Below are 14197 nucleotides of genomic sequence, written 5' to 3'. Positions count from 1 at the left end.
TCACGGCCGACTATCATACTTTATGATTATGCAACATCTTCACAAATTCAGGGTCAAAGTGATTTACGATTTCGCTATGGCCGATATCCATTGTCTTGATTTGATCCATATCTTCCTGAGAAAGTTCAAAATCAAAGACATCTATGTTTTGTTGCATACGTTCTTCCCGAACTGATTTAGGAATTACAATAACGCCACGTTGAATATTCCAGCGCAAAGCAACCTGTGCCGCTGTTTTATTGTATTTTTTACCAATGGCCGTCAAAATCGGATCGGTAAATAAATTACGTTTACCTTCGTTAAAAGGTCCCCAAGCTTCCGGTATAACGCCGTATTCCTTCATTGTATCAAGGTTAAGCTGTTGTTGAAAAAACGGATGTAATTCCACTTGGTTAATCATCGGTTTAATTTCAAATGTCATGCAAAGATCAGCAATTACGTGCGGATAGCAATTAGCCATGCCGATAGCTCTCAATTTGCCCTCTTTATATAACTTTTCAAGAGCCTTCCACGCATTAATATAATCACCGATTGGCTGATGTAGGAGCATAAGGTCAATATACTCTACACCAAGACGTTCCAACGACAATTCCACCGCTTTGATAGTCTTTTCATACGAATAATCTTGAACCCAAACTTTGGTGGTAATGAAAATTTCTTCGCGCGGAATGCCACTTTCTTTAATCGCTTCGCCAACAGCCGTTTCATTCAAATAGGCCTGAGCCGTATCAATCAAACGGTAACCGTTTTTCAAAGCCGTTGCCACGGATTTTTTAGCTTCTTCATGGTCCGGAATCTGAAAAACACCGTAACCAAGCATCGGAATTTTTACACCATTATATAACTCTCTGTATTCCATAATTTCTCTCCTTATTCTATATCTCCTTGACTATGTAAATATTAATTAGTCGTTGGCATGCACATCATAGTTTGCAAGTAAAAACTCGGCTACACCTTCATTATCAGGGTTGTGTACGCCCTTACCGGTGTCAAGACCACGCATTTCATTCATTTCGCTCTCGGTCAATTCAAAGTCAAAAATATCCATATTGCTCTTGATTCGTTCCGGCTTCGTGGATTTAGGGAAAACGATAATCCCTTCCTGCACTTCGAAACGAAGAATAACCTGGCCGGCGTTTTTACCATGAGCATCCGCAATTTTTGTAATCACAGGGTCCTTCAACAAATTAGCATTCCCCTGCCCCAATGGACCCCAGCCTTCTAATTTCACATCATGTTCGGCCATAATAGCGCGGATATCTTTTTGCTGATAATATGGATTGAATTCCACCTGATTAACGAACGGCATCGTTTTAAACTGCGGCACAAACTGATTCCAAATCTTCGGCGTCATATTACTTACACCAAGGGAGCGAATCTTGCCTTCAGCTTTCGCCTCTTCCATGGCACGCCAAGCCCCCGGCACATCACCGTATGGCTGATGAATCAAATACAAATCCATGTAATCCAGGCCTAATTTACGAAGGGATGTTTCAATCCCCTTTTTAGCCGCTTCGTAGCCATAATCTTGTAACCAAAGTTTGCTGGTAACAAAAATTTCTTCACGAGGAATGCCGCTTTCGCGAACTGCTTTCCCCACTTCTGCTTCATTAAAATAAGCAACGGCCGTATCAATATGGCGAATGCCCAAGTCCAAAGCTTCACGTACTGCTTTATAGGTGCTGCCGTCAGCAGGAATCCGGAATGTACCAAAACCGTATACCGGAATTTTCACGCCATCATTCAATGTAACTGTAGGAATCTTTGTAGTCATAAGTATCTCTCCTTTTTGTCAATTTTTACACAATATAAGGTGTCATTAACGATTTTAAAAATATATTACAAAACTCTTTGGTTCTTTCCTTAAAACTATAGGCACCGTCAGTCATATTCCAACAGAGCATCTGACCATACAAGATATCTATAATTGTATGCGCCAAAACATCTACCGGCGTATCGGCCTTCAACTCCCCGCGAGCAACACCACCTTCCAATAAAGACTTCACTGTGTTTATATCCATATATATTTTATTACGATGCTCAGGATTTTCGACTAAATTTGGATTCACAGTATTGCGTACCCATTCCTGGCAAAGCTTTAAACTGCTTTTTTCGATATCTGCCGAAAAACTCGTCATAAAAAATGTAAGTCGCTCTAAAAATGTTCCTTCATAATTCTTAGCTCTCTCTATAAGCTCCTCATATATTTCAAGGCCAAGTTCATATACTATATCTTCCTTACGTTTAAAATATGTATAAAACGTGCCGTTGGCAACGCCTGCAGCTTTTGCAATCTCCGCCACCGAAGTATTTACAAGACCTTTTTCTCTAATAATCTTCTTAGCCGCCGCCAATAAATTTTTCTTTGTTTCCAAGGCAGCCAACTGCCGATTATTCATATCATCACATCCAATCTTTTCGAACTATGTGTACATTGTATCACATTCACTGAATGGAAGTCAATGAATTTTGTTCAATAAAATATCTGTTGGTGAAGTAACACGTTCAAACCACTGATTCCGGCTCGGATATTCAGACTTTAATTGTGGGTATACGAAAGGCACTATCCCATATGCTCCTACGCTCTTTCAGAGCAAGAGTCGCGTAATGGGATAGTGCCTTTCGTATCTTATATCATCTCAATTTTAAGCTAAATATCCGAGCCGTTTAGCGATTAAACGTGATTACAAGCACCAACAGCGTATTATCATCTCACGCCGTGGAGGAGTTACCCTTCCCCCCACTGAGAAATGTAAATACGGTGCCGGTGCTTTGAAACGGCCAGTGAGTATAGATATTTTACAGGGTTGCCATAAATGCCTATGAAAGAAGCGAAAAAAGCCCCTATACCTATCACACGACCTTTGCACTGAAAGAGCCCGGGAGTAGATAGGTATAGGGGTTTTTGAGTGTCTATCGGTATCATGGCGACCGCAAAATAACTATGCAACGGCCGTTTACCGCACCGACAACTATTTCATTTCGAAAACTTTATTTCGAGAATTCTAAGTTCTCCAATTCTTCCTCACTAAACGGTTCTTTCATGCGTTTAGCCAAGTCATCGGCAGAGATTTCGTTTTCCCAACGAGCCACAACGGCTGCGGCCACACAGTTACCGGTTACGTTACAGAAGGTGCGGGCCATATCAAGAATACGGTCAACACCGAGGATAATGGCAATGCCCTCTACCGGCAAACCGAAAGCGGCCGCCGTACCGGCAATTACGATAAGAGATGCACCCGGTACCGCGGCGATGCCTTTTGTAGAAAGCATCAAGGTAACAAGCATCAACAACTGTAATTCCAATGGGAACGGAATACCGTAAACCTGCGAGATAAATACAACAGCTAACGCACTATACAAGGTGGAGCCGTCCAAGTTGAAGGTATAACCTAACGGCAACACGAAACTTACAATGTGTTTAGGAAGGCCGGCGCGTTCCAATTTTTCCATGGCAATCGGCAACGCCGCTTCACTGGCTGCCGTAGAGAATGCCAATACCAATGGTTCTTTTAAGACTTTTAACAACGGGAATAAATTGGTTTTTGTCAAAAAAGAGGCAATGGAAATTACGATGACCAAGAATAGAATCAAGGCTAAGTATAAACAAAGAACGAGTTTTAAAAGCGGTAATAACATACCGAGGCCGAATTCACCTACCGTGTAGGCAATGGCGCCGAAAATACCGATTGGCGACACATACATAATATAATGAGTAACTTTGAACATAATGTGTGCCAAATCTTTGGATAAGTCGATGATTTGACGGCCGTCTTTACCCGTGCTGGCTGCGGCAATGGCGAATAAACAACTGAAGAAAATAATCTGGAGCATATCGCCACGTCCCATAGCATCAACGATATTGGTCGGAACGATATTAACGAGCATTTCAACATGGTCGATACCGTGAGCAGACGCCGCTTTATTAACTACTTCGGAAGCACCGTTTTGCGTTAAAGCTACGCCAACGCCCGGTTCCATGACATTAACGGCAAATAAGCCTACGATTAATGCCAAACTGGTAGCAAATTCGAACCATAAAATCGCTTTACCGCCCAAACGTCCGAGTTTTTTGAAATCACCGGTTCCGGCAATCCCCATGACCAAGGAACTAAAAATGAGCGGTACCACGATCATTTTAATCATGCGGATAAATACATCGCCCAATGGTTTTAGACTTTTGGCAAACTCCGGAGCTACGCCGCCCACGATAACGCCTGCCACTAAGCCGATAATAATCCATGAAGCCAGACTTAATTTTTTTAACATAGCCAATGCAATCACTTCCTTTTTCGCATACATATAAATTATTTCAAATGAGCCTTCATTAATTCAAGGGTAATTCGACTTGAGATAGGCAAATCTCAAGTCATAGTTTTAGAATAAGGAGAAAATAAAAAAGAGTTATAAACCATTGGTTTTACTTCTTCCAATGGATTATAACTACGCTTGAAATACCCTTGAATTAACATGAAGCTTTTCTATTATATCAAAAAAGTTCGTTCCTTGCAATTTGCTATAGAATGACTAATTATACGTTTTTATAATTGTTTATACAAAAAGGACATCTGTCACATGTACAAAACACGGAAGATGTCCTTTATAGTTGCATACCCATAAATCGCTACTGATAATTGAGCCTTATGGTAATTGTCATAAGAGATTTTTTAATAGGCCTTATCGGTGAGTTGTCATAAGAAATTTTTAATAAGCCTTATCGAATCCTGATGGCGATAGTTAGTTTGTAAACCTTATTGGTGAGCTGCCACAAAAGAATTTATTCATGAGCCTTCAATAGCGATACGGCCACTAAATCCCCTTCTTCATAGTTATGCTGACCTTGTTCCAATTTTGCCATACCATTGGCGTGGGCAAGTCCCAGTAAAGCACTGGAAGTGAATACACGATTCGGCATGAACACGGCTTCCCCTGATTCACAGGTAATGGCCCCTTGCACATAACGATCAAAGGGGTTCTTTTTGTGAATGCCACTGCCCAGTTTTAACATAACTACCGGTAACATGATATCGCGTCGTCCTTGCAAACTACGCAATACCGGTAAAACTAACAAATGATAGCAATTATACGCCGCTGTAGGGTTACCGGAAAGGCCCAAGCAAAAAGTAAGACCACCATTTTCACGACGAATCACACCGCCATAGGAAGCGGCACCGGGACGCATGAAGATGCGATCATACAATTTTTCAGCCCCTAAGGCTTCATAAATCGCCGGCATAGAATCAAAGAGGCCCACAGATACACCACCGGTGCTTATAATTAAGTCCGCATCAGCCGCCAACTGACGAACTGTTTCAATTTCTTCATCCAACTTATCCGGATCGTCACTTACATGATGTGCTTTAAAACCGGTAACCCCTTGCTCCTTCAACAAACCTTCCAGCATATAAAGATTAGAGTTGTAGATTTGAGCACCTTGCAGCGTTTCTGAAAGGGGCACCACTTCGCGACCTGAAGTTAAAACTACAACCTTAGGTTCTTTATATACCGGCAATTGTCGATGCCCGAGCCCGGCTGCTACAGACATACGGCCTGCATCCAATAAAACACCACCATCCATCAATATATCCCCTTCGGCACATTCTTCGCCTTCCGGAATAATATTTTCGCCTTTTTCAATAACGCCGTTTACTAAAATATCGTAACCCATAGGTTCCATTACGTCGCGCACCTGCGAATGCTGCAACGGTATCCCATCATCGGAGCACAAACGGCAGCGTTCCTGCATAACAATGGTGTCACAATCATCAGGCACCGGTGCGCCCGTCATGATGCGCACAGCTTCACCTTGAAGAACTTTGCCTTCATATTTTTCACCCGCACCGATTGTGGCAATAACCGTAAACTGCGATTGTCCTTCACTATGTACAATGGCATAACCATCATAAGGAGCCTTACGAAATGGCGGAATACTTGTCTTGGCAGTCAGTTCTGTGCTTAAAACGCGGCCCAACGCATCTTCTAAAGGAATATTCTCTGTTTCTCGGGGCGGTAACTGTGCTACCAAATCCAATAATTTACTTCGCGCCGCTTCAACCGTAATGCCTTCCATACGGTCACCTCCTCAGCTTTTTTATAATCTAAATAAAATATACCTTTTGAAAAAACTGCAATATCTGCTACATCATCTTAAATAGTATATTTCTTAAAATAAAATACAAATTCCTACAATGACTTAATTAAAGCACACTTCTTTTACCAACCAGTTGGCCAATGATTCTATGTCATGTAATGAAAACACAGCTACGCCGTCTGACGGTAATACATTTTCTTGTGAAAACGCCTCATTGTCGTTCATATACACCACGGCCAATAATTTATCAACCGGCGTAATGCAGTTTTCAAAATTCGTCGGTGCCTCCGTTACCACTTCAATAATCGGCTCTACACCGCGGCTCCGCGTTTCCATAACTACAATATCGACCGGCAATTGTTCGGCCAAGGTCATTAAATCGGTTGGCCCCTCCGTTTTATTTAAAATCGCATACCCGGTAGGTCCGGCAATGGCTACAGCCTTCGCGCCGGCGTTATCGGCCTTCCATGTATCAGTTCCTTCTGAATCCATGGTAAAACCGTGACCATCACTTTTGACAAAACCCACTTCATAGCCAAGAGCATCCAAAGCCTTAATTAAGCGCGTAGCCACTTCGGTTTTGCCCGTTTTAGACTGACTGGCCACCACGGAAATAATCGGTTTTTGACGAGTACTGTTATACGCTAAAGCGCGAATCGCCTTATATTCATTATAAGTGTTTACATTTTTATAGGCATAGGCGTTAGCCGATACATCGACATATTCTGTCGGACAATGGTCAAAAATGGCCCGCAAACGGCGTTCCCCTTGCTGTAACAACTTTATAATAACCGGCAGACAACGCTGGCTATATAAGGCCCCCAAAGGTTCTAAGTTGCCATTTATAGTAGGCACAATACAATCTACCGGGGTTCTCCCCAAATGCGAGCGAAGTTTTGTTACATCGCCAAAGTCAAAATTGTCAAATAACGGCATGTCCACCGACACCGCCAAATAAGCATCACAATGCCCTTCACTAAGGCCGACCGCCAAACCGCCCAAAGGGCCGCATGGTTCGCCCTGATCGGCCGTTAAAAAGATAGATAAGGTCCGCTCGTTTTCCAAAACCCATTCCAAACGATGCACATCATGAGGCTCTACGGTGGCCAATTCAGCATCACTAAGGCGTACCCGACCACTTAAATCCGATAAAGGATGCATAGCATAGAGTTCACCCGGTAAAGTTCGTAAATCGACCGGCTGATTACCGGCGATAACGATATGTGAAAAAGCAAAGGACCTCGCCCTGGTCATGAGCGAGGTCAAAAGTGTGCCTTCTTGCCAAGGCAACGATGCTTTGTCACGTCCCATGCGAGTACTTTGACCGCCACACACTATGAGAAGCCCCATATCATGCAATTGGTTCATATCTGTACGTTCTACTAAAAGACGTTTCATAAATAACTCCATTAACTCATTCAGCCACAATTAACCGCGCGCCGAACGAATTCCTTTCATAATACGGTTATAGAACAGTACTATAACCGCCATATTAATAACTAATTCCGGCACCATATAACTGGCATTATAAATCATAGAATAAATCCATGGGTTTTGACCGGCCGGTGCATAGGAAGCAAATACGACAGCGCCCGACACAACGGAGCAGACCCAGCGTAATGCACATCCGGCTGTAACGCCCCAAATAGCGCGTACACGGCTGTTACCGAAGAAACCGGCAACACCGATGGCACCATAGCCTAAAATATAATCCAGTAAGATGCTTAAAAAATGAAGCGAAAATTTGAAGCCCAGCAAAAAATCGATGATACCGTAAGCCATACAAGTTATGACACCCCACTTACCACCCCAACGAATGGCAAAAATGATAAGCGGTACCAAATTGGCTGCATTCACCGAACCGCCTTGCGGCATTTGAAAGAGGACTACAAAATGTAATACATATGCGATTGCAATCGATAAACCCGCTTCCACCAACATTCTTGTACGTTGTTTTTGTTCCATAAATATCCTCCCGACCATGGGTCGTTATCACAACAACAGTAAAGATATGATTTGCGTTCTCCTTAAGCTTTTTACCCAATTGCTTGCAAATATAATTTAATTATACCGCCAGAGCGAAGTATAAATCAACTCAATACCGTTTTTTGCCCCAAGTATCGGAGTTTTTACAAAAAGCAAACATGGCATTTACAAAACCCGAACATTAAAACGATATATAAATCATACTGTTCGAGTTAGGCTTGCAAAAACACTATCTTTCCTATATAATGTCTAATGGATATTTATGTTATTACAAGGAGGCCTTCCATGATTAATACAACAAACATTTTTGATTATGAAGACATTCAGTTAATCCCGAATAAATGTATTGTTAACAGCCGTAGTGAATGTGATACTTCAGTAAAACTCGGCAATCGCACATTCCGTTTACCGGTTGTACCGGCCAACATGCAGACGATTATTGATGAAGAATTGGCTGAAAAATTAGCCCGCAACAATTACTTCTACATCATGCACCGTTTTGCTCCACACACTCGTCTTGATTTTATTAAACGTATGAAAGAACAGGGATTATTTGCATCCATCAGTATTGGTGTAAAAAAAGAAGAATTTGATTTCGTTGATGAAATTAAAGCAGCCGGTCTTTCTCCTGAATATATTACCATCGATATCGCTCACGGTCATTCCAATTCCGTTATTGAAATGATTCAGCATATAAAAAAACAATTACCGGAAAGCTTCGTTATTGCCGGTAATGTTGGTACTCCTGAAGCCGTTCGTGAACTTGAAAATGCCGGCGCTGACGCTACTAAAGTCGGCATTGGACCGGGTAAAGTATGTATCACGAAATTAAAAACCGGTTTTGGTACCGGCGGCTGGCAGTTATCCGCTGTTCGTTGGTGCACCAAAGCGGCTACTAAGCCTGTTATCGCTGACGGCGGTATCCGTGACCATGGCGACATTGCTAAATCCATTCGTTTTGGCGCTACTTTCGTTATGATTGGTTCCCTCTTTGCCGGTCACACCGAATCTCCGGGTAAAGAAGTTGAAATCGACGGCAAACCATACAAAGAATACTTTGGTTCCGCTTCCGAATCTCAAAAAGGCGAACGTAAAAACGTGGAGGGTAAAAAAATGTACATTCCTTCCAAAGGCAGCCTTTTCGATACCTTAACTGAAATGGAACAAGACTTACAGTCCTCTATTTCCTATGCAGGCGGTAATAACTTGACTGCAATTCGAAAAGTGGACTATGTAATTGTTAAGAATTCGATATTCAATGGGGATCGCTAAGTCGTAATAGGCGAAGCCCTGCTGTGGCCGTAGTGCTACATATATAAACTGAAAGACCCTATACATCCTGTTCCCTCCTAGGTGCCACGGGCACAAAAGTCGGTTCACAGGATGTATAGGGTCTTTTTGCGTTTCTGCGACTTTAGCATCTAGGACCACAGCAAAGGGTATCGCCGTATTAGATCTTAGCTCTAGGAGAAGTGCGGCACAAAAGTCGCTTCATAGGATGGTAAGGGTCTTTTTAAGTTTCTGCTACTTTAGCACCTAGAGCCACATCAAAGGGTGTCGCCGTATACAATCTTAGCTCTGGGGAGAGCTTGGGTGCCACGGGCACAAAAGTCGGTTCACAGGATGTATAGTGTCTTTTTAAATTTCTGCTACTTTAGCACCTAGGACCACAGCAAAGGGTGTCGCCGTATTAGATCTTAGCTCTGGGGAGAGCTTGGGTGCCGCAGGCACAAAAGTCGGTTCACAGGATGTATAGTGCCTTTTTTTATTTCTGCTACTTTAGCGTCTAGGGCCACAGCAAAGGGTATCGCCGTATTAGATCTTAGCTCAGGGAGAAAGGTTCTTTAGAGATAAAAAGCTTTCAAGATATAGTGTTCTAAAAGTACTGTGTACACTAATTCAAATTACTGCTCATATAATTAAAGATATTCTTAAAAAATTTTATAATGGCTTTACACCATACTATACACTCTTTTAGAAATAGGTATAACGCCAATGATCCCAGAAGATAAATCGCATTAAATAGTTTGTCAAAAGTATAGTTACCATTGTTTATAATTCCTGCAATATTGCCATATAGAAATCCACACAAACAAATGAATAGTACTAATCGTGGAATCCATGTTTCCAATAATTGACACATCTTCTTTAGCCATTCCTTTAAATCCATATCCCTAGCTCCCTCTCAAAGGTGTTAGTATATAACTCTTAGTTCATTCCATCTTTTCTGAAATATTATTAAAATCGAAACTCATCCCACATCGGTTTTCCCCATGAGTCTGTATAAACCGGTGTCTCTACTAATTTCCCCGCTTTGCCTTCTTTTAATCGTAAATAAATCTGTTCATCACCAGGTTCCAAACGCTGTAATACTATGACCCTGTCCCCATACACCTGTTGCAAGCCCTTTATTTGTTTATCATTTGCATCATATAGATAATACAAATCATTTACATAGTCTATTTTTATAAACCCGTCTTTCCCATACGAAGTTGGATATATACAAAGACCATAGATATATTGTGCATCCGCGAGAGCATTTTTAGGAAGCAGTAAATCTATATTCATTTTTCTGTCGACCAGCACATTAGCATGAAATATGCCATTAGCCTCATACCTTGGCTACCCCCATTTAGATATTATCATGGAAATTAACCAAATAAATATCATCAATATTAGGAGCATCATATACAATATATGAAGGAAGACTAAAAAAATTTTGGGAATTTTATTTTTAATCATATTTTAGCCTCCTTCTTGTAGATATGACTTATGCAAATCTACTATTTTAACAATTATTTTTCATTAAGACTCCCATTTTTATATACGCATATATGCCTGATGAGAAAATGTCTACAATTATCAAATACTAATAAATTTTAACTATCATCTCTTTTTGCTTTGTTTCTTCTTTTAATTCTGTCGACACCTTTAATATTTCAAATATTCTAAGTTCTTCTTTATTCATATCACTTTTATTTATTAATATAAGACCATCCTCATTACGTAATCTTAATAGTTTGCCTTTTTCTTCTGTATTTTCAACAAATATCTGAATTTGATCCTTCTGTCGCTCTATAATACCCTGAAAATAAGGTCCATATACATATAATTTATTACCACGTTCATAACTAGATTGTATGTCTTTAGCAATAATATTATTATTTTTCCTGTCATATAAAAATATACGCTGCCCATCCGGCAAAAGAGAAAATCTATTCAGTTCAAAAAACTCATTTATAGTTACTTTCACATGCTCTACCTTTACCAAAGGATAGAACAATAGCCCAAAAAATACTATCAATAAAGCAGTTGCACTTATAAGGCGCCTCAAACTATTTTTCACAATTTTATTTCTCCATTTTAAAGCATTAAATATATAGACTTCAAATTATCGACTAAAAATACAATAAACCATATCCCCCATAAACGTACTCTTATATTTTAGAACAGAACAAATGTACATCTTGAAAACTTTTATTTATTATATCAACTCATATGAAAAATAACAATATTCTCTGAATGATAAAATAATTTTCATAATTATCTTTATACCCCCTAAAAAACAAAAACCACAAGGGGTGGAAAAACCCTTGTGGTTACTGTATTTTTATATTAATTGATGATGAATTAGAGCCCACATATGACTTAACTTAAAATCCTAATTTTATTCTTGAGTACACATGTTATCATCATCTGCTGCTTCATCATTTTCATCAGTTTCACGAACCGGTGTTTTGCTCCAAGCGAGCCAAGCACAGATGTCCATGCATACTACGACGGTACCTACCATTGGCCATGGGGTGTTGTTAAAGAAGAGTGCTAAGGCTACGGAGGATACGATGCCGCTACCGTATTGCAAGGAGCCGATAAGAGCGGCAGCGGTTCCTGCTTTGTCGCCCGCTTTATCAAGGGCAGCTGCAGTAGCGCAAGCTGAAATGATACCATTGGTTGCAAAGATTAAAACTACGGACAAAATAACACCGTAAACGCCCCACACATTTGTATAGGTCATAAAAACCAGCAATAATACAGCTGCCATTGTACCTAAGGTAGATGCCCGAAGTAAGGTGTCCATCGTATAGCGGGCAACGAGTGCTCTGTTTACGGAGCTCATAATAACTACACCGATAACATTCATGGCAAATAATGCGCCGAAATAACGTTCCGGAATGCCATAATAAGTAATATATACATAAGGTGTACCGGCAATAATCGCATAAGCCCCCATATAGAAGAAAGCTACGCACAAGGTGTATTTCATAAACGCCCAATCGGCAAATAATTCGCCATAAATTTTAAAAGCTTTTTTAATCCCCGCCTTGTTGCGACGTTCTTCCGGCAATGTTTCCGGTAAAAAGAATGTGCCGATACCGATTAAAACACCGACAACAGCAACGGCCCAGAAAATCATATGCCAAGAAGCAAATTCAACAATTAAACCGCCAATGGAAGGGCCTACAATTGGTGCCCCTGCCATGAGCATGGTAATCAAGGATAATTTGTCAGCCGCTTCAGCAAGGCTGTAGCGGTCGCGAATCATGGCTCGTGATAACATAGGCCCCACACAGGCACCGATAGCCTGAAAAATTTGCCAAATAACGAGTTCTGTCATGGTATCGGCAGTGGCACAACCAATCGTGCCGATAACAAATAATACCGAACCCATAATTAACGGTTTAATACGACCGATGCTATCACTAATAGGACCCCACACGAGTTGCGCAATCATAAAACCGAATAAATAGCCGCTGATTATGAGTTCCGCCCCCGGTCCCAACATTTCCGTCATAGCAGGTAACGCCGGTAAGTATACATCCATCGATAAGGAGTTAACCGCCATCAACGAAGCCAGCACGGATAAGAATATAAATGAATTATTTCTCATTTTATTTACAAATTCCAAAACTATCACTCCCTCACTCAATAAGAGACAATGATGCGAAATGAATCGTATCAGTGTCTCTTAAAAACTACGTCTTTATATTTTTGAAAAAGTTATTTCAAACAAAACATTGTTATCCATTTATCAAAAACATATTTTTTCACCATTAACCTTATTTATTGCGACGTTCTTTTACCAAATTAATGAAAAAGTCTACTGTAGCCGGATCCTGATGGCTGAAGAATAAGCTTGTCTTCGTATCCAAAGATTGAATGCGCGCCATGTCATCAGCGGACAACTCAAAATTCATCACATCAAAGTTTTCTGCCATACGTTCCGGTTTAACGCTCTTCGTCAAGCAAACAATGCCGCGTTGTACTTGCCAACGAATCATAACCTGAGCCGTTGATCTATTGTATTTTTTAGCAATATCCATCAAAACAGGATTTGTGAAAATGTTATTGCGTCCTTCCGCAAACGATGCCCAAGATTCTAACTGTACATTGTTTTTAATCATATTTTCCTGCGCTTCGATTTGCTGATTGAACGGATGTGTTTCCACCTGATTTACCTGCGGTTTAATTTCAGTAAATGCCACAATGTCGCTCAAACGATCCGGATAGAAGTTACTTACACCGATGGCACGTGCTTTGCCGGCTTTATAAGCATCTTCAAGCGCACGATAGGCACCATAGTAATCACTGATTGGCTGATGCAATAAGAATAAATCAACATAATCAGTTTTTAATTTTCTCAAAGATTCATCGATAGACGCTTTAGCTTTTTCATAACCATAGTTATCAATCCAGATTTTGGTAGTTAAGAAAATTTCTTCACGAGGGATACCGGATTCGGAAATCGCTTCCCCAACTTCTGCTTCATTAAAATAAGATTGTGCCGTATCAATGTGACGATACCCAACTTTTAACGCTTCAAGCACAGCTTGTTTCGTATCTTCCTTCGGAATCTGGTACACACCGAAGCCTAAAATCGGCATCTTTACACCATTATTCAAAATAACTTCTTTTTCGTTGTAATTATTCATAGTCATATTATCGCTCCTTTTATTCTAAGTACTTGCGTTCAAAAACAACTTCGTGAACACTTCTACGTAACTTACATGTCTAAGTATATAGAAACTTATCGTTAAAGTACAATAGTAGTTATCCATAGCAGTATACGGTATAGTTATACTGAAAAAGGAGTTAGTGAAAGACGAAGCCCGGCTGTGGCCC

At 40.6% G+C, this 14197-nt stretch carries 12 protein-coding genes; 1 reads left to right on the top strand and 11 read right to left on the bottom strand.

Features of this window, described 5'->3' with window-relative positions:
* Positions 1-13: 13 nt before the first annotated feature.
* The 7 genes from MXE28_RS03865 to thiT form a co-directional block, all read right to left on the bottom strand.
* Positions 14-859, bottom strand: a complete 846-nt coding sequence (locus tag MXE28_RS03865; RefSeq protein WP_021842545.1) for an aldo/keto reductase — start codon at positions 857-859, stop codon at positions 14-16.
* Positions 860-904: 45 nt separating this feature from the next.
* Positions 905-1774, bottom strand: a complete 870-nt coding sequence (locus tag MXE28_RS03860) for an aldo/keto reductase (RefSeq protein WP_226974129.1) — start codon at positions 1772-1774, stop codon at positions 905-907.
* 25 nt (positions 1775-1799) lie between these two features.
* Complete coding sequence (locus MXE28_RS03855) at positions 1800-2375, bottom strand: TetR/AcrR family transcriptional regulator (protein ID WP_226974128.1); 576 nt, start codon at positions 2373-2375, stop codon at positions 1800-1802.
* A gap of 616 nt (positions 2376-2991) precedes the next feature.
* Positions 2992-4269: a cation:dicarboxylase symporter family transporter gene (locus tag MXE28_RS03850; protein WP_226974141.1), complete on the bottom strand. Its 1278-nt coding sequence runs from the start codon at positions 4267-4269 to the stop codon at positions 2992-2994.
* 508 nt (positions 4270-4777) lie between these two features.
* Entirely contained in the window at positions 4778-6070 is a 1293-nt protein-coding gene (locus tag MXE28_RS03845) for a molybdopterin molybdotransferase MoeA (protein WP_226974127.1), read from the bottom strand.
* A gap of 123 nt (positions 6071-6193) precedes the next feature.
* Positions 6194-7489: a molybdopterin-guanine dinucleotide biosynthesis protein MobB gene (locus tag MXE28_RS03840; protein WP_226974126.1), complete on the bottom strand. Its 1296-nt coding sequence runs from the start codon at positions 7487-7489 to the stop codon at positions 6194-6196.
* 30 nt (positions 7490-7519) lie between these two features.
* Complete coding sequence (gene thiT / locus MXE28_RS03835) at positions 7520-8056, bottom strand: energy-coupled thiamine transporter ThiT (protein ID WP_021842551.1); 537 nt, start codon at positions 8054-8056, stop codon at positions 7520-7522.
* Positions 8057-8362: 306 nt separating this feature from the next.
* On the opposite strand from thiT, the gene guaC reads away from it, so the two are divergent.
* Positions 8363-9349, top strand: a complete 987-nt coding sequence (guaC, locus tag MXE28_RS03830) for a GMP reductase (protein ID WP_006556499.1) — start codon at positions 8363-8365, stop codon at positions 9347-9349.
* Positions 9350-10315: 966 nt separating this feature from the next.
* On the opposite strand, the gene MXE28_RS03825 is transcribed toward guaC, so the two are convergent.
* The 4 genes from MXE28_RS03825 to MXE28_RS03810 all read right to left on the bottom strand — a co-directional run bounded on the left by MXE28_RS03825 (position 10316) and on the right by MXE28_RS03810 (position 14013).
* Positions 10316-10645 carry a hypothetical protein gene (locus tag MXE28_RS03825; RefSeq protein ID WP_021842553.1) on the bottom strand — a complete coding sequence of 110 codons (330 nt, stop codon included), beginning with the start codon at positions 10643-10645 and terminating at the stop codon, positions 10316-10318.
* Positions 10646-10946: 301 nt separating this feature from the next.
* Complete coding sequence (locus MXE28_RS03820; protein ID WP_021842554.1) at positions 10947-11423, bottom strand: hypothetical protein; 477 nt, start codon at positions 11421-11423, stop codon at positions 10947-10949.
* Positions 11424-11744: 321 nt separating this feature from the next.
* A complete protein-coding gene (locus tag MXE28_RS03815) occupies positions 11745-12983 on the bottom strand; it encodes a multidrug effflux MFS transporter (protein ID WP_247239826.1) in 1239 nt (412 codons plus the stop codon).
* A gap of 151 nt (positions 12984-13134) precedes the next feature.
* Entirely contained in the window at positions 13135-14013 is an 879-nt protein-coding gene (locus MXE28_RS03810; RefSeq protein WP_226974124.1) for an aldo/keto reductase, read from the bottom strand.
* Positions 14014-14197: the final 184 nt, after the last annotated feature.

Origin of the sequence: Veillonella sp. KGMB01456 (assembly GCF_023051165.1) — a bacterium.
Taxonomy (GTDB): domain Bacteria; phylum Bacillota; class Negativicutes; order Veillonellales; family Veillonellaceae; genus Veillonella_A.
This window is presented reverse-complemented; position numbering and strand designations above follow the sequence as displayed.

Coding starts and splice junctions, on each gene's coding strand:
- MXE28_RS03810 (WP_226974124.1), bottom strand. CDS start 14,013: ATGACTATGAATAATTACAACGAAAAAGAAGTTATTTTGAATAATGGT.
- MXE28_RS03860 (WP_226974129.1), bottom strand. CDS start 1,774: ATGACTACAAAGATTCCTACAGTTACATTGAATGATGGCGTGAAAATT.
- thiT (WP_021842551.1), bottom strand. CDS start 8,056: ATGGAACAAAAACAACGTACAAGAATGTTGGTGGAAGCGGGTTTATCG.
- MXE28_RS03825 (WP_021842553.1), bottom strand. CDS start 10,645: ATGAATATAGATTTACTGCTTCCTAAAAATGCTCTCGCGGATGCACAA.
- MXE28_RS03845 (WP_226974127.1), bottom strand. CDS start 6,070: ATGGAAGGCATTACGGTTGAAGCGGCGCGAAGTAAATTATTGGATTTG.
- MXE28_RS03850 (WP_226974141.1), bottom strand. CDS start 4,269: ATGTTAAAAAAATTAAGTCTGGCTTCATGGATTATTATCGGCTTAGTG.
- MXE28_RS03865 (WP_021842545.1), bottom strand. CDS start 859: ATGGAATACAGAGAGTTATATAATGGTGTAAAAATTCCGATGCTTGGT.
- MXE28_RS03840 (WP_226974126.1), bottom strand. CDS start 7,489: ATGAAACGTCTTTTAGTAGAACGTACAGATATGAACCAATTGCATGAT.
- guaC (WP_006556499.1), top strand. CDS start 8,363: ATGATTAATACAACAAACATTTTTGATTATGAAGACATTCAGTTAATC.